Origin of the sequence: Pseudomonas sp. NS1(2017) (assembly GCF_002269425.1) — a bacterium.
GTDB lineage: Bacteria > Pseudomonadota > Gammaproteobacteria > Pseudomonadales > Pseudomonadaceae > Aquipseudomonas > Aquipseudomonas reactans.
The window spans coordinates 2,107,415-2,126,741 of sequence record NZ_CP022960.1; the positions used below are offsets into that span (position 1 = coordinate 2,107,415).

The following is a 19,327-nucleotide window of genomic DNA, read 5'->3' on the forward strand; positions in this document are numbered from 1 at the left end:
CTCCTCAAAAGTTGGCCATCGCACGGGCGATGCCGATAAAGGCCGGGCCGCCGAGCACGATCAGCAACGCGGGGAACAGAAACACCATCATCACGACCGACATTTTTGCCGACATCTTCGAAATATATTCCTGCAGGCGGGTCAAGCGTCGGTCGTCGAGCAGTTGCTTGAGGGCCAGCAAGGACTTCATCGCGCCGCCGCCCTGCTGGATCAATTGTTGAAGGATGATGCAGGTGTCGGTGAACTCATCCACTTCCAATAACCGCGCGGTCTTGCCCAGTTCTTCGCCCAGCTCCAGACCGGAGTCGACCCGCGCCAGGATCAGGCGCAGTTCGTGCGTGAGGTGAGGGAGCAAGCGCTGCGCTTCGGTGCCCAGTACGCGCAATGACTGTTCAACCGCCATGCCCGACTCGAACAGGATGCGCAGCAGCGGAATGAAGGTCGAGACTTCCTTGGCGATGGTTTGCTGACGATGTTTGGCGACGGCGGCCAGCACGCGTTTGGGCAGCAGGTAGCCGATGCCCAGGCCAAACAGGGGCGCAATCCACGCGGGGTCCATTTCAGGGAAAAAAACCTGCTGGCCGATGACGGTCAGGCCCAGGAACACGATGGGCAAACCGATCTGAAAGGCCGCAAACAGCGAGCGTTGGCTGGCCTTGCGCCAACCGATACGGTTGAGCAGTATCTGGGTCTCGTTGTCCAGGCTGACCGAACGCTGGGCCAGGGTGCTGGCGCCGAGTTGACGCATGAGCGTGCCGAGCTTGGCATCGCCGCCCATGCGCCCTTGCAGGCGCTCAGCCACCCGGCGGCCACGTCGGCGATTCTCTAGCAATTGGCCCCCTAACAATACCAAGGCGGCGAGCAACAACAAGACACAGGCCAGTAGCGCCATCTCAGACACTCCTCAGCATGCGCCACATGAGCAAAGTGCCGCTGATGTCCATGGCCAGCGCGCTGAACAGCATGATGCGCCCCGTATCGTCGTTCCACATGGTCATCAGGTAATCGGGGTTGACCAGGATGAAATAACCCACGATCAGTATCGGCAGCCCGCCCAGCACATAGGCGGTCATGCGTGTTTCGCCCGTCATGGCCTTGAGTTGACGGGCGCCCTGTTCCCGTTCGCGGATCATTTTGATCAGGTTTTCCAGCAGCTCACTGGCGTTGCCGCCGTAGCGATGGTTGACCTTCAGGCCCAGGGCGAACAGGCGAAATTCGTCCTGTTCATAGAACTCGGCAAAGTCGCTGACGGAGTCTGGCAGGCTGACGCCCATGCGCACGTTACGTTGAACGCGGCCCATGGCTTCCTTGAGCGGATCCTCAGTGCTCTCGACACCGCCCAGTACTGCGTCGGCCAAGGTTCTGCCGGATTTGAGACTGCGCACGCTGTGGTCGAGCAATTGCGGCAGTTGCTCGACCATGCGTTGCACGCGACGTTGATAACACCAACTGATGTACACCCGCAGAAACAGCGGTGGTCCGATGATCATCGCGATCAAGCCCAACCCGTCGGCGAACAGCCAGCCCAGCAGTGCGCCGATCACCCAGCCGCTCAACCATAGGCCAAGGCGGTCCGTGGGTTTGCCCAGCCCGGCACGTTGAAACATCCGCTCAAGGCCCGTCCAACTGGTGTTGGTTTCCTGTACTTCGGGCTGACCGTCGCCGAGACGTTCCAGTACGCGGTCCGTCTGGGCCTTGCGCAGGCCGTGCTGAAATTGCCAGAACGACAGGCCGATCAGCAGCAGGCAGATAAGGAGCAACACAGGTCCGATCATCTGGCGCTCCCTAGGATTGCAAGGCCGATTCGCGGCGCAACTTGTCGCCGGCCGGGTTGATGGCTTCGCGCAGGAAACCAAAGCCGGTGCGCCGGTCCAGGCGGAACAGGGTGTTGGTGACATACACGTCTTCACGCACGCCGACCACTTCCACCACTTCGCTTACACAGCGGCGTCCATCGGGCATGCGTGTCAGTTGGATAATCACGTCCAGCGCGGCGCAGATCATCTGGCGCAGGGTTTTCTCCGCGACCACACGGCCGGTCAAGCCCACCAGGGTTTCCAGGCGCAGCAGCGCATCCTGGGCATTGTTGGCGTGCACGGTGCTCATGGAGCCGTCGTGGCCGGTGTTCATGGCGGTCATCACGTCGAGCACTTCCACGCCTCGGATCTCCCCGAGGATGATGCGGTCCGGGCGCATCCGCAGGGCGTTACGGATCAGGTCGCTGGAGCGCACTTCGCCATGGCCTTCGGCGTTGGGCGGGCGGGTTTCCAGGCGTACCACATGGGGGTGGCCCAGTTGCAGTTCGGCGACGTCTTCGATGGTCACCAGGCGTTCATGGGGGTTGATCAACTGGCTGAGAATGTTCAGCAGTGTGGTCTTGCCGGTGCCGGTGCCGCCACTGATCAGGATATTGCAGCGCTTGCCCACGGCTTCCTGGAAGAACTCGAAGATGCTTTGATCAATGGTTTGCATGGCGACCAGGTCGCTGCTCTTGAGCATGTCCTTGCGGAATTTTCGAATCGACAGGCACGGCCCGTCCAGGGCAATCGGCGGGATGATCGCGTTGACCCGGCTGCCGTCGGGCAGGCGCGCATCCACCATCGGCGAGGACTCATCCAGGCGTCGACCCAGCGGCGCAAGGATGCGTTGCATCACGCGCTCCACATGGTGGTCGTCGATGAAACGCAGGTCGCTCTGGTGCAACAAACCATCGCGTTCGATAAACACCCGGTGTGGCCCGTTGACCAGGATTTCCGTCACGGAGGGGTCACGCAGCAGCACTTCCAGCGGGCCGAAACCGGTGAGTTCGTCGACGATCTCTTCGGCCAGGCGCTCCATCTCATAACGCGAGATCGCCAGGCGCATGCGCGTGATGTATTCGGACACCTTGTCGATGACAAATTGCGCCAGGGACTGACGCGTGCCTTCGAGCAGGTTTTTGCCCGACTCCTCGATGGCGTCGATGATGTAGCGGTGCAGCACCAGCTTCAGGCCATCGTGATCGCTGTTGCCACCGGCAGTGCGGGCTGGGCCGCCAAACAGTTTTTCGCCGTTCATCGTCCCGACCCCAGGAAGCGTTCAAACCAGCGCATCGACGGCTTCGCCAGGCCCTCGGAGCGTTTTGCCAGGCGCTCGCCCAAGGTGCGCACGGCTTGGGTCAAAGATTCACGGGGGGCCAGGGCAAACAGGGTCTTGCCTTGGTTTTTCACATTCAGGCGCAGTTCGGCGCTCAGGGGCAGTACGGCGATGCACTCAAGGCCGAAGCTTTTTTCCAGGGCTTCGGTGTCAGGTGCGCAGGCTTTGATATAGCGGTCGACCACCAGCTTGGCGTGATCCAGTTTCATGCCTTTTTCGCGCCAACGATTGAGTATCGCCAGATTGCGGCGACAGTCCAGAACGCTCTGGTCGGTGCACCACAGTAGCTTGTCACAGTGGCTGACGAAGGTGCGCAGGGCTTCGCTGTCGGGTTGCCCGGTAATATTCACGACGATGTGCTGGAAATGTTGGCGCAGCGCGCTCAGCAACATGAACAGCTCGGCGGCACTGGTGAGTTTGAGCGGTTCGTCACCGGTGGCGTAGGCCAGGATGCGCAGCCCATCCAGGGCGGTGGTGAAGGCGCTGTTGATCAGGGTGGTATCGAGGCGGCGCAAATGTCGCAACGCATCACCGAAATTGAAGGTGCTTTCCAGGCCCAGCAAGGCCAGGCTGTCGCTGCGCGGCAGGCCCAGGTCGAGCAACAGGGTTTGTTGCCCGCTTTTCTGCACGACCAGCGCCAGATGGGTGGCCAGCATTGCCCCATCGGCATTGCTCTGGGTGCCAAACAGCACGGTCAGGCCTCCCAGTTGTGCATGGTTGGCGACGGTGGGCAGGCGTTTGCTCAGGCGCCGCACCAAGCCTGCCACTTCACTGGAGCGCGAGCCGTAGGCCACGAAATCGCGGGCCCCAGCGCGCATTGCATTGAGCACAAGCTGGTTGTCCATGCCATCGCCCAGGGCGACCACGGCGAGCATCGGCTTGGCTTCCAGGGCGCCTTCGATCAATGCGCTCTGGGCCACGACGTTTTCGCGGTCCAGGCCGACGAACACCAGGTTGGCGAAGGTCACATCCACCAGTGCCAACAGTTCATCCAGGCTGCCGGTGCCGGCGCTGACGACTTGGCCAAGCGGCGCCAGGGCGCCCTGTAGCCACTCCAGGTCAGTGGTGTTGCGGGTGATGGCGAGAAAGGTCTGGCTCAGGCTATCGCTCATTGTGAAAGTCCACTGCGACGGTCGAAGTTGCCGTTTTCCAGGAAGAACAGCCGGTACCAGTTCGGGTCGTAGCTGCGTAGTTTTTCGCCGGGCAAGGAGGGCAGTTGCGCGTTGGCCGCCAATGGCTGCACCAAGTGCGGTGTGACGATCATCAGCAGTTCTTTTTCTTCGCGGCTGATATTGGAGTCGCGGAAAAACGCCCCGAGGATCGGGATATCGCCCAGCCCTGGAAACTTGTTGATGGTGGAGCGGTTGTTGCTGCTGATCAGGCCGCTGATCACAAAGCTTTCACCATCGGCCAGGGACACGCTGGTGTCGGTACGGCGCACCGTCAGGGCCGGCACCTGGATGCCTTGTATCTGCACGGCGTTGCTGTAGTCCAGTTCGCTGACTTCCGGTGCAACCTTGAGGGAGATGCGGTTGCGGTCAATCACCGTCGGTGTCAGTGTCAGGCGAATGCCAAACTCCTTGTATTCGATGGAAATCGTGTCGCTGCCCGCACTGGGCACCGGGATCGGCACCTCGCCGCCAGCCAGGAACGATGCACTCTGGCCACTCATGGCCACCAGGCTGGGGCGTGCCAGGGTGTAGGCAAAACCACTGCGTTCCAGCGCGTTGATCATCGCTTTGACCCGCCCCCCACCGAAGCCGACGTTGAAGCTTTCAGCGTTTACCGGCAGCTTGAAAACACCTTCCGAAGGGGATAACAGGTTGGGGCTGCCGAAGAAAAAGTTAGCGCCTGTGCCCAACAGCCGGGTGCTGGCTTCCTTGAGCTTGGTACGGCTGACCTCGACAAAGCGAATATCGGTCTGCACCTGGCTGGGCAGCATGGGGTCTTCTGACGGCGACAGCGACTGGCTGGTCAGTGCCGACGTGGCCTTGCCCTTGACGAACACCATGCTCTGGCGCGGCGAACTCGCGCAGGCGGTCCACACCAACAGGCTGGTAGCGCCGGACGAGACGCCGGTCAGCAAAAAATTACGGTCGCCATTGACCCGTACATCGGCGATTTTCGGGTCGCCGATGGCCAGGCGCGTAATTGCCACTGGCGATTGCAGCTCTTGTTGCAGGCCTTCTCCCACCTCGACCACGGCGGGTAACTGACCCAGTGCACTGCAGTTACCCGGCGCTGCCAAGGCCAAGCCGACCGGCAGGCTCGACAGCATCAGGGCCCAGGTCAGTTGCGTGAACAGGGGTGCGTAGCGATGGCTCATTCAAGGCATCCTTGCTCGATCACGGAGTTTGTGGTGCCGCTTGGGCACCGCGAATCACTTCTATGCCACGGCGCACGCCAGGCCCAGCGGTGCTGGCTTGTACAACGCGTTTGGGCGGGCCGGTCAGGGCCAGTTGGGTGAATTGGTAAAGGTTGCGGTTGGCGCTTTCCAGTCTTTCTGATGCGTCGCTTTCGCCGGCCCAGTAGCGGCTGAGCAGTTGTTCGTCGGCGCTGCGTACGGCCAGGCGCAACACGCCGGCTTGCGTCGCGAGCATCAGGCGGCTTAACAGGGGTTCCGGCACGGCGAGTACCACTGTGCGCGCGCTCGCTCGGCGTTGGGCGGCTAGGGCGCGCTCTTCAGGCGTGGCTGGGGGCGGAACAGCGGGTTTGCCATCGTTGGCCAGGCCCAACTGATCTCCGACACTGAGCAGGCGCATGGCCGGAAGGACGATCTGCGCCGACTGCTCGACGTTGCCGGCATCCTGGCGCAGGAATAGCAGCACATCCACATAATCGCCGGGCGTCAATTGGCCTCCAGCGGCGTTCACCTCATCCACGGCCACGGCCATAGCGCGCTCGTTCGGGCGAATCATGCGCGCGAGCGGGCCGCCGCCACTGAAGCTTTCTTCGGTGAGCCAGGTGCCTGCGCCCAATGAACGCAGGGGGATGCGACCGATGGCTTGATCGAGCTGGGTCAGGCTCCCGGCGGGCGCGGTGCGCAGTTTTTCCAGGGTCAGGTCGGCGGCGGTCAGTGGTATGAACGCGGACACGTCATGCGTCAGCACCACCACCGGTTGGCGGGTCTGATCTTCCACGGCAGCGACGGTGTTATCAACGGAAACGACAGGTGCAGCAGGGGGGGCGACAGGCTCCGGTGCGCGGCTCAACACAAGCCCCCAGTACCCGGCGATCAAGGCCCCGATCAGCAACAAGCCGGCCAGGACCATGCTGATACGACTGTTCATGACGGCTCTCCCTTTCCCGTTGCACTGCACACCCGATTAATTCGAATGGGTTAATCCGCAACCTGGCTGTGATGAACATCTAACGATTTGGCTATTTGAAGGTAGCTCAGCTAGGACGAAATGCCATTACCCGTGGAAAAATTTATCTGAACTATAGATGCAGCCTTTTAGCGTACGGGTTTGTGGCGTCAACGTTACGACTAATACTTTATGATTAATCCGTTATTACAGTTGTGAGGCTGAGGTTTGTTGACAATGCTCTAGTGGCACGCCGCGATTATCTGGTACTAGAGCCGTTCCGGCTTCCAGTGGCGTTTTAGGGAGAAGTCTTATGTTCCTTGACCTGGTGTTGAAGCTTTATGTCCAAACCCAACTATTCTTCAGTCGCAAAGAAGGAGCCTCAGGCATTGAATACGCCATTGTCGTAGCGTTGGTAGCGCTCGTTATTGTGGGTGCCGGGACGGGGCTTGGAACTAAGGTAAAAACCATTTTCACCAACATGACCAGTAACATGCCGACCGGAACCTGATTTAATTGTGGTAGCCGTTATGATCATCCCTTCTTGAAGGTAATGCCATGAGCGCGTCTTCACGCCAGCAAATTCTATTGGTGGACGACGAAGAGGACGCCTTGATCGAACTCGCCGAATCCCTCGAAAACGAGGGATTTGTCTGTTTTACCGCCACCTCCGTCACCTTCGCCCTGCAAGAATTGACACTTCACCCCGACATCGCCTTGGTCATCACCGACCTGCGCATGCCCGAGGAAAGCGGTATCTCCTTGATCAAGCGCCTGCGCGAACACACCTCACGCTCACACCTGCCGGTGATTGTGATGTCCGGCCATGCCGAAATGGATGATGTGAGCGATATGCTGCGCCTGCAGGTACTGGACCTGTTTCGCAAGCCGATCTATCTGGTGCGGTTGATCGATACGTTGAACAATCTGTTTCCCCTTCCGAAAACCAGGCTTTAGGCGCCCCGGCAGCGCCTGCAGGCTAGGATCAGAGCTGATAACTGAAGCTCAACGTATACCGTGGCCGTCTATTGAAGCTGTCCAGCGCGATATCCGACATGGGCTTGGCCGCTTCCAGGGCGATGTTGTAGTACTTGTTGTCCCCGAAGCGCAGCCCGACTGCAGCCGATGACAGGTCGTTGCTTCTGACCGGCAGATCGTTGAACCAGGTCTTGGCGCGGTCGAACACGATGTAGGGCTGCAGAATCCTCACCCAGTCGCCGGCGCGGTTGTAGCTGTAGTTGACCTCATACGCCAGCCCCCAGCCCTTGTCACCGGAGCCCTGATCGTCAGGGTAGCCACGACCGAAGTTCTGCCCGCCGAACGTGGCGCGTTCGCTGTCCGGCAGGGTGTCATTGCTCCAGTAAAACGCTCCCGACAGGACGCCTTGCCAGTTATCGAAGAACTTGTCGCTTTGTACGCCGGACAGGCGCAGGCGGAAGAAATCCAGGTCGGGTTTGAGCCCTTCGAAGTCACTGTGGGTCCTGGCGCCCATGCCGTTGATGCCCTGATACAGGCCGGCGCTGAGGATACGTAGCTGGCGGGTGTCGGACTTGCGCCAGTCGCCCTCGAAGGCCAGGGCGCGCAGGTCGGTTTCAACGTCGAAACGCTGGGGGAAGCCCAACAGTTTGTAGCCTGTGGTCTGGTCCACTGCATAGAGGCGCGTGCCGAGGGTCAGCGACTCATTTGGTGAGGCAATCAGTGGGTGGCTAAGGCCGATGGAATAGCGATCGATGGATTGGTGCGGCTTGAGCTCGAAGCCACCGTCCAGTTGCAGGTTGGTTTTGGGATCGGCGCGGTAGCGTTCGGCGGCGAGCGCCAACTGGGTGCCTTCGGCATTGATGAACTGGCTGTAGCCCACGCGGTAGTAGTGCTCTTTATCCTCGCCAGGTGGGAACAGCCCGCTGATGTTGAGCTGCTCGCCCATTGAGGTCTGGGAGTTGCTGGTGCCGGTGAGCAAGGCCTGCAGTCCCCCGCGGCTGTCATCGGTCATGCTCATGCTGCTGGTGAAGGGCTTGCGGCTGGCGGTGATCTGCATGTGCGTGCCACCGTCGGTGGTGCTCGGCGGCGGTACTTGCGCTTGCAGTGTGACACCGGGGATACGGCCCATGAGCGTGGTGTAGCGCTCGAAGGTCTTGCGGGTCAGTGGGCGTTCGGCCTGGAGTTTATTGGCGAGCTTGTCGATGTAAGCCGAGACCGGGCCTATATCGCCACTTTGCTGGTAGTCCTTGATATAGCCTTCCACCAGAACCACGCGTACCAGGCCATTTTCGAAGCTCTGTGGGGGCAGGAATGCGTAGGACAACAGGTAGCCGTCCTGCTGGTAGCGACGGGTAACGCTACGGGTGGCTTCGATCAGTTGCGCCAGGTTGGTCTCATGACCAAACAACGGTTCGTAGGTCTTGGCGGTCTCGTCGAGCGGGTAGATCGTGCCGCCCTCGATCTGCAGCTTGCGAATCGTGACCTTGGTGTCCATCAGCAGCGGCTCGCCTTGAGTGGGCGGCGCCTCGGGCACCTGGGTTTGCGGCGTGACCGGTCGATAGGCGTCTGCGGGAAGGTTGGGCACTGGCAAGTTGCGGATGGTGTCGTTGCTGTTGAGGAAGCTGGGAAGGGTCTCGGCCTGGGCGTAGGCACTGAGGGTAAGCAATAACAATGGCGTCAACACGCGCATAGGACACTCCATGGTCAACTGCAGCAGCGTTTCGGGCCCGCCGGGTTCTGGGACTCGGTTCGGGTGGGGCATGTTCCAGGCCCCATAAAAAAGACGAGAGACTTATTGGGGTCTCTCGTCTCAACCAAGCGTAGGCGCTGTAGGGGAGGCCGTCTAATCGGCCAGGTGCATTTCTATTTGCCGGTCAGGCCGTTCAATAAACCGCCCAGGCCGCCGGCGGTATTTGCATTCGCGCTGCCACCCGCCGAGGCGTTGGCGCCTACGTTCAGTCCGCCAAGCAGACCGCCGCTGGTGCCGGTACCGCCTGTGACCAACCCACCGACCGAGCCTACGGTGTTGCCGACCGCACTGACGGTGCCGCCGAGGGCATTGGTGATCGGGTTGGCGTTGGCCGCCGTCAGGTTGGCACCGATACCGCTGACGGCGCCACCGACTTGAGTCACCAGGCCGTTGACCGGCGCGCCGATGCCCGTGGTGGTTCCGATGTTTTGCGTCAGGCTGGCGACACCGGAGGTCACTGGGTTAAGGGCCGCACCGACGTTGGTGGCCAAGCCGGCAACGGGCGATGTGGCGCCGGTATTGGCGATGCCATTGCCGCCAATGATCGTGCCGAGGGAGGCGACAGTGCCGCCCAGTGCGCCACCGGTCACACCGGCTGCGCTGACGGCGCCATTGGTGTTGCCAGCATTCAGGCCGTTACCGACGTTGGCGATCAGGCCACCCACCAACTCCGGCAGGCCGGATTTCGAGCCGCCGCCCGCTGGGGCGACATAGCCACCGGATTTATCGAGCACGCCACCGACGCCGGTCAATGCACCGCCCACGATGTTGGTGACCGGGTTGCCGCCCGCGCTGGCGACTTGGCCACCCAGGCCGGTCACTGTCGAGCCGACTTTGTCCAGCAGGCCATTGACCGGGTTGCCAAGGCCGGTGGCCTTGCCGAGGTTGCCCGTGGTGTTTTCCACCAGCGAGACCACCGGCACCAACACTTTACCGCCGACCGTGTTAGTGAGAGAACCCAGCGGCCCGGTGGTGCTGGCAGTGCTCAAGGTATCGCCAAGCATGGTGACGGCCTGGCCGACCTTATCGACCACGCCGCCGGCAGCACCGCCGACACCGCCGGTCAAGCCGCCCACCACCGGGATGCCGCCCAGTGTGGTCGACAGGGATTTACCGGTTGTCGAAAGGCCGTCGCCCAGGTCGGCAACGCCGTTACCGACCCCCGCCACGGTAATGCCGAGGGAGTTGCTGTTGGTGCCCAGAGAGCCCAGTCCGGCAGTGACGCCGGTACCAATGCTGGTGACGGCGTTGCCGGCAGCGGTGACGAGACCGCCAGCGGTAGTGCCAACGATGGGGATGGTGTTCAAGGTGTCGCCAAGGTCGCCGACCGCAGCGCCCACGTTACCGACAGTACCGCCCAGGGTGCCGGCAATCTGGCCAGTCACCAGGGGCGTGGTTGTCGAACCTGTGCCGCCACCGGTACCACCGCCTGTGCCACCGCCAGTTCCTCCGCCAGTTCCGCCACCTGTGCCACCACCGGTACCGCCGCCAGTACCACCACCGGTTCCACCATCACCACCACCAGTGCCACCGCCAGTTCCGGCACCCGCATCCGGTGAGGACGATGCCACGCTGGATTTATGCCCACCACCACCGCTGCTGCAGCCGCCGAGTGCCAGTGCTACGGCCAGGGCCAGCGCGGTACTTGCTTTCCAAAACACGACTTGAGTTTTCATGATTGAGTTCCTTGCACCTGTACAACCTTGGTTGTCTTCAAACACTCACTATTTCTAGGGATAGCGATATGTTTGTCCGTGTGGCTATAACAGCCCCGGCGGTGCGTTCGCTCAATGCTCTACTTGGTATTAACGATTTATATACGGCGCGGGTGTACCGTTTAAGTGACTAATACCAAGGATATAAGTCCAGGATGTATCAAGATATATATGTCTTTATAATCAATGGCTTGAATTAAAAAGCGGACGTGAAAAAGTCCGCTATTACTTAGGGTGTATATATACAATTAATCGGTTTATTTCAGGCGATCGGGTACCACTTGCCTACCATATGTTCAATATCGCCCGCGCCTTTCAACCACAACTCACCGCTGGAACCGGCGGCGCTGGCCAATAACGTCACTTCACCGGGCAGGCGCACGGGTTTTCTGAACTCGACGCTGATCTCGATATTGGCGGCGGGCAAGTGTTCGCCGAGGGCGGCGAGGGTGTGCGCCTTGTTCCACAGCCCGTGGGCGATGGCCTGGGGAAACCCGAACAGCTTGGCGGTGAGGGCGCTGAGGTGGATCGGGTTGTAGTCGCCGGAAACCCGCGCATAACGGCGGCCAATATCGGCGAGGGCTTTCCAGCGGGTCAGTTCGCTGACCTGGGTGGGGGAGGGCTGGGCGTCATCATCGGGTTCACCTTCCAGTTTCACGCCCCTGCACAGCATGCGGCTTTCGGCTTCCCACAGCAGGCCGAGGGAGTCCTCGGCGGTGGTGATCAGATCAAAGGTCGCGCCCTTGGGATGGGGCTTGAGGTTCTGCGTGTGGACAGCGATGGACAACTCACTCACACCCCCGAGCGGGCGATGAATGCGGATGCGGTTACTCAGGTGAATCAACCCCAGCAGCGGGAAGGGAAAACGATTGTCCGTGAGCAACTGCATCTGCAACCCGAACGCCAGGATATGCGGATAAGTCGCCGGCAGGATCGGGCTGTCGGCAAAACCGCAGACCTTGCGATACGCCGCTACCTGCTTGAGATCGATGCTTACCCGGCAGCGCAACCCCTGCTCGGGCAGCGTGTTACCGGTGATCTTGCGTTTGAGCGCCGCGCGCCAATACAACGGCGGCAGGAATGGCGTAGTGCCTAGCGTCTTCCATTGCATGCTTATGCTCCCAAGAGACTTTGCCCACACACCCGAAGTGTTTGCCCGCTGACCGCACCGGAACCTGATTGGCCGAGCCAGGCCACCGCCTCGGCGACATCCTGCGGCAGGCCGCCCTGGCCCAATGAACTCATGCGCCGTCCGGCTTCACGCAAGGCAAAAGGAATGTGTGCGGTCATCTGGGTTTCGATAAAACCGGGCGCCACGGCGTTGATACTGATGCCGCGCTCCTTGAGCAGCGGTGCCCACGCTTGTGCGAGGCCGATCAACCCGGCCTTGCTGGCGGCGTAGTTGGTCTGCCCACGGTTGCCGGCGATGCCGCTGATCGACGCCAGCAACACCACGCGGGCGTTGTCATGCAGGGTGCCGCTGTCAAGCAACGCCTTGGTCAACACTTGCGGCGCATTGAGGTTGACCGCCAGCACCGCGTCCCAGTATTCCGGGGTCATGTTGGCCAGGGTTTTGTCACGGGTGATCCCGGCGTTGTGCACCAGAATGTCGAGGCCATCGGGTAGCTGTTCGATCAATTGGCTGGCGGCATCTGCAGCGCAGATATCCAGCGCGACAGTGCGTGCCCCCAGGCGCGCGGCCAGGGCTTCGAGGTCGGCCTTGGCCTGGGGCACGTCGAGCAGGATCACCTCGGCGCCGTCGCGGGCCAGGGTCTCGGCGATGGAGGCACCGATGCCTCGGGCTGCGCCAGTGACCAGCGCTTTGCGCCCGGCCAGGGGCCGCGTCCAGTCCTCGACGGGTGTGGCGCAAGCTTCCAGGCGAATGACTTGCCCCGAGATATACGCGCTTTTGGGTGAGAGGAAGAAGCGCAGCACGCCTTCCAGTTGGTCTTCGGCACCGTCGCCCACATAAAGCAATTGCAGCACGCCGCCATTGCGCAGTTCCTTGGCCAGCGAGCGGCTGAAGCCTTCCAAGGCGCGCTGGGCGCTGGCGGCGAAGGGGTCGCTGAGGCTTTCCGGCGGGCGGCCGAGGATCACCAGGTGGGCGCTGTTATCCAGGTTTTTCAGCAGCGGCTGGAAAAATTCGCGCAGTTGCTTGAGTTGATCGGTGTGCTGCAAGTCGCTGGCGTCGAACACCACGGCCTTGAGCTTGGGACCGTGGCCGGGGATCCAGGTCGATGTCTCGGCACCGTAGGTATAAATCGCGTCGGTGAGCTTGTGGGCAAACGCCTGTACGTTGCTCGCCAGAGCGCCGCCGCCTAGCAACAACGCACCTTCCACCGGACGCAGACGCCCAGCTTGCCAGCGTTCCAGGCGTACCGGTGACGGCAGGCCAATGGCGGCGACCAGGCGATGGCCGAGGCTTGAGTTGGCGAAGTCGATATAACGGTCAGACATGGAACGCTCTCCGAAGGCTGGGGTTCAAAGGGTTGACCACCCCGGGGCGGCAGTCGTTCGATTGAGCCTAGGCTAGGCTGAATGATTCCACCCACAACCTTCAGGGAGCTTTCCATGACTCAATTGCGCCGTGTGGCGATCATCGGCGGTAACCGCATTCCTTTCGCTCGCTCCAATGGCCCTTACGCCACGGCGAGTAACCAGGCCATGCTGACCGCCGCCCTGGAAGGCCTGATCGAACGCTACAACCTGCACGGCCAACGCATGGGGGAGGTGGCCGCTGGCGCCGTGCTCAAACATTCCCGCGACTTCAACCTCACCCGTGAATGCGTGCTGGGCTCGCGCCTGTCGCCGCAAACCCCGGCCTATGACATCCAGCAGGCGTGCGGCACCGGTCTGGAAGCGGCGTTGCTGGTGGCCAACAAGATCGCCCTGGGTCAGATTGAATGCGGGATTGCTGGCGGGGTGGACACTACCTCCGATGCACCGATCGGGGTGAATGAGGGCCTGCGTAAGATCCTGTTGCAAGCCAACCGCAGCAAATCCGTGGCGGATAAATTAAAAGTCCTGTTACAACTTCGTCCCCATCACCTCAAGCCAGAGCTACCGCGCAACGGTGAACCCCGCACCGGTTTGTCCATGGGCCAGCACTGCGAATTGATGGCGCAGACCTGGCAAATTCCCCGCGCCGAGCAGGACCAGCTCGCCCTGGAAAGCCACCAGAAAATGGCCGCCGCCTACGCCGAAGGCTGGCATAACGATTTGCTCACCCCGTTTCTGGGCCTGACCCGCGACAACAACCTGCGGCCCGACCTGACGCTGGAAAAACTCGCGACCCTTAAGCCCGCCTTCGAACGCAGCGAAAAAGGCACGCTCACCGCCGGCAACTCCACGCCGCTCACCGATGGCGCCTCGCTGGTGCTATTGGGGAGTGAAGCCTGGGCTAAGGAGCGCGGCTTGCCGATCCTGGCGTATTTGCGCGATGGCGAGGCGGCGGCGGTGGATTTCGTCAACGGCGCCGAAGGCCTGCTGATGGCGCCGGTTTACGCGGTACCGCGCTTGCTGGCGAGGAATGGTCTGACGCTGCAGGACTTCGATTACTACGAGATCCACGAAGCCTTCGCTGCCCAAGTGTTGTGCACGCTCAAGGCCTGGGAAGATGCGGACTACTGCAAGACACGCCTGGGGCTCGACGCACCCTTGGGCGCCATCGACCGTAGCCGGCTCAATGTGAAAGGCAGCTCCCTGGCCGCTGGGCACCCGTTTGCCGCCACGGGAGGGCGTATCGTCGCCAATCTGGCCAAGTTGCTGGATGCGGCGGGCAAGGGCCGAGGGCTGATTTCCATCTGTGCGGCAGGTGGGCAGGGGGTTACGGCAATCATTGAGCGCTGAAACTGGCCTATTGGTTGCATTCTTAAGTGATCAACGGTCGGTAGCCCCTCCCACCGGCGAGCTGATTGCCGTATAACGAGTGCCATACGCGTATTTGGTAATAAAGGACCCACAATAAAAGCTGATGAAGACTCCTAAACGCATTGAACCCCTGATCGAAGACGGTCTGGTCGACGAAGTGCTGCGCCCACTCATGAGTGGTAAAGAAGCAGCTGTTTATGTGGTGCGCTGCGGCAATGAATTGCGTTGCGCCAAGGTTTACAAGGAGGCGAACAAACGAAGTTTTCGTCAAGCGTCCGAATACCAGGAGGGCCGTAAGGTCCGTAACAGCCGGCAGGCCCGGGCCATGGCCAAGGGCTCCAAGTTCGGCAAGAAAGAAACCGAAGACGCTTGGCAGAACGCCGAAGTGGCGGCGTTGTTCCGCCTGGCCGGTGCGGGCGTTCGCGTGCCCCAGCCGTTCGACTTCCTCGAAGGCGTACTGCTGATGGAACTGGTGGCCGACGAGTACGGCGATGCGGCACCGCGTCTGAACGACGTCACGCTGGAACCGGACCAGGCGCGCGAATACCACGCTTTCCTGATTTCCCAGATCGTGCTGATGCTGTGTACCGGCCTGGTGCACGGTGACCTGTCCGAGTTCAACGTGCTGCTTACGCCAACTGGCCCGGTCATCATCGACCTGCCCCAGGCGGTGGATGCGGCGGGCAACAACCACGCCTTCAGCATGCTGGAGCGGGACGTGGGCAACATGGCTTCCTACTTCGGGCGCTTTGCCCCGGAGTTGAAGAAGACCAAGTATGCCAAGGAAATGTGGGCGCTGTACGAAGCCGGCACCCTGCACCCGGCCAGTGTATTGACCGGCGAGTTCGACGAGCCGGAAGAGCTGGCGGATGTCGGCGGTGTGATCCGCGAGATCGAAGCGGCGCGGTTGGATGAAGAGCGTCGCCAGGCGATTCGCGCGGCGGATGATGCGCCACCAAGCAAGGTGCCGGACGAGCCACCGCCACCGCCTTGGATGCAATGATTCTTGGGTAGATGAAGATCAAAACTGTGGGAGCGGGCTTGCTCGCGAAAGCGGAGTGTCAGTCGGTGCATGAGCTGACTGATCCACCGCCTTCGCGAGCAAGCCCGCTCCCACATTTGGTTTTGCATGTATTCAGATAGATTCCATCAGGCACAGCAACTGCCCGACGCCAATTCCTTGAGGATTGGGCAATCCGGCCGATGATCGCCCTGGCAGTGTTCCACCAGGTCCTGCAAGGTATCGCGCAGCTGTCCCAGCTCAAGAATCTTCTGGTTCAGCTCATCGATATGCTGGCGTGCCAACGCCTTTACATCGGCGCTGGCCCGTTGCCGGTCCTGCCACAGGGTCAGCAGCTTGCCGACCTCTTCCAATGAAAATCCCAGATCCCGCGAACGTTTGATAAACGCCAGGGTGTGCAAGTCATCCTGGCCGTACACGCGATAGCCACTGTCGGTGCGATGCGCGGCTTTGAGCAGGCCGATGGATTCGTAGTAGCGAATCATCTTGGCACTTAACCCGCTCTGGCGTGCGGCTTGGCCGATGTTCATGGGCGCTGATCCTCCAAGTCCTTGGGCTTCCAAGTCTTCAACAGTAACGCATTACTCACCACGCTGACGCTGGACAAGGCCATCGCCGCGCCCGCCAGCACCGGGTTGAGCAGGCCGAACGCCGCCAGGGGAATGCCGATCAGGTTATACACAAAGGCCCAGAACAGGTTCTGACGGATTTTTGCGTAGGTCTTGCGGCTGATCTCCAGCGCCGCCGGTACCAGGCGCGGATCGCCGCGCATCAGGGTGATGCCGGCGGCGTGCATGGCCACGTCGGTGCCGCCGCCCATGGCGATGCCGATATCGGCGGCGGCCAGGGCCGGGGCGTCGTTGATGCCGTCGCCGACCATTGCGACAACCCCGGTTTTTTTCAGCTCGGCGACGGTGGCGGCTTTGTCGGCGGGCAGCACTTCGGCGTGCACGTCGTCGATGCCCAACGCCTCGGCCACCACGCGGGCACTGCCGCGATTATCGCCGGTGAGCAGGTGGCTGCTGATGTGCTGGGCCTTGAGTTGCTCCACGGCCTCCAGCGCACCGGGCTTGAGGGTGTCGCCAAACGCGAACAGCCCAAGCACGCGGGGTTGGGCGCCTTGCTCAATCAGCCAGGACAGGGTGCGGCCTTCTGCCTCCCAAGCCTTGGCGGAGTCGGCCAGATGGCCCGCGTTCAAGCCGCTTTCTTCCAGCAAGCGACGATTGCCCAGAGCCAGTGGCAGGCCGTCCAGCGTGCCGGCGATGCCGCGTCCGGTCAGGGATTGGCTGGCCGTTACGTCAGCCACCTTCAGCCCTTTTTCATCACAGGCATCCAGCACGGTTTTGGCCAACGGGTGTTCACTGCCACGTTGCAACGCTCCGGCTTGTTGCAGCAGCAGGGCTTCGTTGCCATCCACGGCTGCCAGGTGCGCAATCTTCGGCGCGCCGGAGGTGAGGGTGCCGGTCTTGTCGAAGACCACCGCGCTCACTTCATGAGCGCGTTCCAGGGCTTCGGCATCCTTGATCAAAATGCCGTGGCGCGCGGCGACGCCGGTGCCGGCCATGATCGCGGTCGGTGTGGCCAGGCCCAGGGCGCAAGGGCAGGCGATCACCAAGACCGCGACGGCATTGATGATTGCAGTTTCCAGGGGCGCGCCATACAGCCACCAGCCCACCAACGTCACCAACGCCAGCACCAGCACGGCCGGGACAAACACTTGGCTGACTTTATCCACCAGTTTCTGGATCGGTGCCTTGGCGGCCTGGGCGTCTTCCACCAGGCGGATGATCCGCGCCAACACGCTTTCAGCACCGAGGGCCAGGGTGCGCACCAGCAGCCGGCCTTCGCCGTTGATGGCGCCGCCGGTAACCTTATCGCCGGGTTGTTTTGGTACGGGCAGGCTTTCGCCACTGATCAGGGCTTCGTCGGCATGGCTCTGGCCTTCGACCACCTCACCGTCCACCGGGAAGCGTTCGCCGGGTTTTACCAGCACTAGATCATCGAGTTTCAGGGCATTGATGGCGACGTCTTCTTCACGACCCTCAATCACCCGGATCGCCCGCTCCGGACGCAAGGCTTCCAGGGCGCGGATAGCGCTGGCGGTCTGGCGCTTGGCGCGGCTCTCCAGGTATTTACCGAGCAGCACCAAGGCGATTACCACCGCCGAGGCTTCGAAGTACAGGTGCGGCGCCATGCCAGGGTGCGCGGTGAGCCATTCATAAATACTCAAGCCATAACCGGCGCTGGTGCCGATGGCGACCAGCAGGTCCATATTGCCAGCACCGGCCCGCACGGCTTTCCAGGCGGCGATATAAAAGCGTGCGCCAAAGATGAATTGCACGGGAGTGGCCAAGGCGAACTGTGCCCAGGCCGGCAGCATCCAGTGCAGGCCGAACGGTTCCACCAACATCGGCAGCACCAATGGCAATGCCAGCAGGACCGCCAGCACCAGCGACCAACGTTCGCGGTGCTGGCGCTGGGCTTGGTCCGCGTCGGTGGCCGTTTCGCTCTGGGGCAGGCTGGCGGTGTAGCCGGCTTTGTCGACGGCGGCGATCAACACGGCGGGGTCCATCTGGTCGAGTACTTCGATATGGGCGCGCTCATTGGCCAGGTTGACGCTGACGCGTTGCACCCCCGGCACCTTGCCCAGCGCGCGCTCGACCCGGCCGGCACAGCTGGCGCAGGTCATGCCGCTGATGGGCAGGTCAAAGGTGGTGGATCCATTCATGGGGCAGTCCTCCAAGAGAAGTTGCCCCTAGGATCAACCTTGACCTGCGGGGAAGGTCAAGCGCCTTTAATATTCCAATTTGGCAGCTTTCAGATACATCCCATCCGGGCCCTGGGCAATGCGCAGTTTGCGCACATCACCCGCCTTGAGCGTGATGTTCTGCGCTGGCGGCGCCAACATCCCCGGCAGGCAGCCAGGGGATTGGCCCGGCAGCAGCTTCAGGCGCAAAGACAGATTGCCCGCCGGCAAGTTGAACGACGTAGCCTGTTCCTGGAACAGCCTACCCGCGAGCTGGTCATTCAGGTACAGGCCGATTTCGCAGTTGGTCGGCACTTCCAGGCGTTCCCGGGAAATGATCAGCACCGCATAGTCTTCTGCGGCGAAGGCCTGAGGCACGGCGGCCGACAAGCTCATCAGGCCCGCAAGGGCAAAAAACGACCAGCGCATGGCGAATGCTCCGTGGTGTGAATCAAAGTTGGGTGAAGCTTGGCCTTTGAAGCGGCCAAATACCAGCCCGGCAGAAATTTCCGGAACTTGACCTTGCCATCGTGGCAAGGTCGAGACTGGGTCCAACCTCATCAAAGGAGTCATGTCATGCAAGTATTCAGCGTTGAAGGAATGACCTGCGGCCATTGCGTTCGAGCGGTGACCCAGGCCGTGCAGAGCCAGGATCCGGCGGCCAGTGTGAAAGTCGACTTGGCCGCGAAGGAAGTGGGCGTCGAAAGCCGCTTGTCTGCCGAGCAAGTGATCGAGGCGATCACCGAAGAGGGCTACAGCGCCAAGCTTGCCTGATACGGGTAAATAGTTAGCGAGCTATCGTGT

At 61.5% G+C, this 19,327-nt stretch carries 18 protein-coding genes; 5 read left to right on the forward strand and 13 right to left on the reverse strand.

Going from position 1 to position 19,327, the window contains the following annotated elements:
• Nucleotides 1-4 precede the first annotated feature (4 nt).
• The 6 genes from CI807_RS09930 to cpaB are packed head-to-tail and all read right to left on the reverse strand — an operon-like array spanning nt 5 to nt 6,425.
• Nucleotides 5-892 carry a type II secretion system F family protein gene (locus CI807_RS09930; RefSeq protein ID WP_095014553.1) on the reverse strand — a complete coding sequence of 296 codons (888 nt, stop codon included), beginning with the start codon at nt 890-892 and terminating at the stop codon, nt 5-7.
• 1 nt (nt 893) lies between these two features.
• A complete protein-coding gene (locus CI807_RS09935; RefSeq protein ID WP_095014554.1) occupies nt 894-1,775 on the reverse strand; it encodes a type II secretion system F family protein in 882 nt (293 codons plus the stop codon).
• A gap of 10 nt (nt 1,776-1,785) precedes the next feature.
• Nucleotides 1,786-3,057: a CpaF family protein gene (locus CI807_RS09940; RefSeq protein ID WP_033897322.1), complete on the reverse strand. Its 1,272-nt coding sequence runs from the start codon at nt 3,055-3,057 to the stop codon at nt 1,786-1,788.
• Nucleotides 3,054-4,247: a pilus assembly protein gene (locus CI807_RS09945; protein ID WP_095014555.1), complete on the reverse strand. Its 1,194-nt coding sequence runs from the start codon at nt 4,245-4,247 to the stop codon at nt 3,054-3,056. Before CI807_RS09945 ends, CI807_RS09940 begins: the two co-directional genes overlap by 4 nt.
• Nucleotides 4,244-5,461 (reverse strand): type II and III secretion system protein family protein, encoded by a 1,218-nt coding sequence (locus CI807_RS09950; RefSeq protein WP_095014556.1) that lies wholly within the window; start codon nt 5,459-5,461, stop codon nt 4,244-4,246. Before CI807_RS09950 ends, CI807_RS09945 begins: the two co-directional genes overlap by 4 nt.
• 19 nt (nt 5,462-5,480) lie before the next feature.
• Nucleotides 5,481-6,425 (reverse strand): Flp pilus assembly protein CpaB, encoded by a 945-nt coding sequence (gene cpaB / locus CI807_RS09955; protein ID WP_095014557.1) that lies wholly within the window; start codon nt 6,423-6,425, stop codon nt 5,481-5,483.
• Between the two features lie 331 nt (nt 6,426-6,756).
• On the opposite strand from cpaB, the gene CI807_RS09960 reads away from it, so the two are divergent.
• The gene (locus tag CI807_RS09960; protein ID WP_095014558.1) at nt 6,757-6,954 is read left to right on the forward strand and encodes a Flp family type IVb pilin; all 198 of its coding nucleotides are present in this window, start codon (nt 6,757-6,759) and stop codon (nt 6,952-6,954) included.
• Between the two features lie 47 nt (nt 6,955-7,001).
• Nucleotides 7,002-7,400 (forward strand): response regulator, encoded by a 399-nt coding sequence (locus tag CI807_RS09965; RefSeq protein WP_016977027.1) that lies wholly within the window; start codon nt 7,002-7,004, stop codon nt 7,398-7,400.
• Between the two features lie 28 nt (nt 7,401-7,428).
• Here the strand turns inward: CI807_RS09965 and CI807_RS09970 are convergent, their stop codons facing one another.
• The 4 genes from CI807_RS09970 to CI807_RS09985 form a co-directional block, all read right to left on the reverse strand.
• The gene (locus CI807_RS09970) at nt 7,429-9,111 is read right to left on the reverse strand and encodes a ShlB/FhaC/HecB family hemolysin secretion/activation protein (protein ID WP_095014559.1); all 1,683 of its coding nucleotides are present in this window, start codon (nt 9,109-9,111) and stop codon (nt 7,429-7,431) included.
• Nucleotides 9,112-9,284: 173 nt separating this feature from the next.
• On the reverse strand, nt 9,285-10,847 hold the full coding sequence (locus CI807_RS09975; RefSeq protein ID WP_177409573.1) for a collagen-like triple helix repeat-containing protein: 1,563 nt from the start codon (nt 10,845-10,847) through the stop codon (nt 9,285-9,287).
• 301 nt (nt 10,848-11,148) lie between these two features.
• On the reverse strand, nt 11,149-11,997 hold the full coding sequence (locus CI807_RS09980) for a MaoC/PaaZ C-terminal domain-containing protein (RefSeq protein WP_095014560.1): 849 nt from the start codon (nt 11,995-11,997) through the stop codon (nt 11,149-11,151).
• 2 nt (nt 11,998-11,999) lie between these two features.
• Entirely contained in the window at nt 12,000-13,343 is a 1,344-nt protein-coding gene (locus CI807_RS09985) for a 3-oxoacyl-ACP reductase (RefSeq protein ID WP_095014561.1), read from the reverse strand.
• Between the two features lie 114 nt (nt 13,344-13,457).
• Between CI807_RS09985 and CI807_RS09990 the strand changes: the two genes are divergently transcribed.
• Both CI807_RS09990 and CI807_RS09995 read left to right on the forward strand, forming a co-directional pair.
• Nucleotides 13,458-14,735, forward strand: coding sequence for an acetyl-CoA C-acetyltransferase (locus tag CI807_RS09990; RefSeq protein ID WP_095014562.1), 1,278 nt, complete (start codon nt 13,458-13,460; stop codon nt 14,733-14,735).
• 124 nt (nt 14,736-14,859) lie between these two features.
• Nucleotides 14,860-15,759 carry a PA4780 family RIO1-like protein kinase gene (locus CI807_RS09995; RefSeq protein WP_016977033.1) on the forward strand — a complete coding sequence of 300 codons (900 nt, stop codon included), beginning with the start codon at nt 14,860-14,862 and terminating at the stop codon, nt 15,757-15,759.
• Between the two features lie 146 nt (nt 15,760-15,905).
• Here the strand turns inward: CI807_RS09995 and cueR are convergent, their stop codons facing one another.
• From cueR to CI807_RS10010, 3 genes are all read right to left on the reverse strand, one after another.
• Complete coding sequence (gene cueR / locus CI807_RS10000) at nt 15,906-16,307, reverse strand: Cu(I)-responsive transcriptional regulator (RefSeq protein ID WP_028615607.1); 402 nt, start codon at nt 16,305-16,307, stop codon at nt 15,906-15,908.
• Nucleotides 16,304-18,505 (reverse strand): cation-translocating P-type ATPase, encoded by a 2,202-nt coding sequence (locus CI807_RS10005; RefSeq protein WP_095014563.1) that lies wholly within the window; start codon nt 18,503-18,505, stop codon nt 16,304-16,306. Before CI807_RS10005 ends, cueR begins: the two co-directional genes overlap by 4 nt.
• A gap of 66 nt (nt 18,506-18,571) precedes the next feature.
• Complete coding sequence (locus CI807_RS10010) at nt 18,572-18,952, reverse strand: hypothetical protein (RefSeq protein WP_038845813.1); 381 nt, start codon at nt 18,950-18,952, stop codon at nt 18,572-18,574.
• A 147-nt stretch (nt 18,953-19,099) separates the two neighbouring features.
• On the opposite strand from CI807_RS10010, the gene CI807_RS10015 reads away from it, so the two are divergent.
• Entirely contained in the window at nt 19,100-19,297 is a 198-nt protein-coding gene (locus CI807_RS10015) for a heavy-metal-associated domain-containing protein (RefSeq protein ID WP_016977037.1), read from the forward strand.
• The last annotated feature ends 30 nt before the right edge of the window (nt 19,298-19,327 follow it).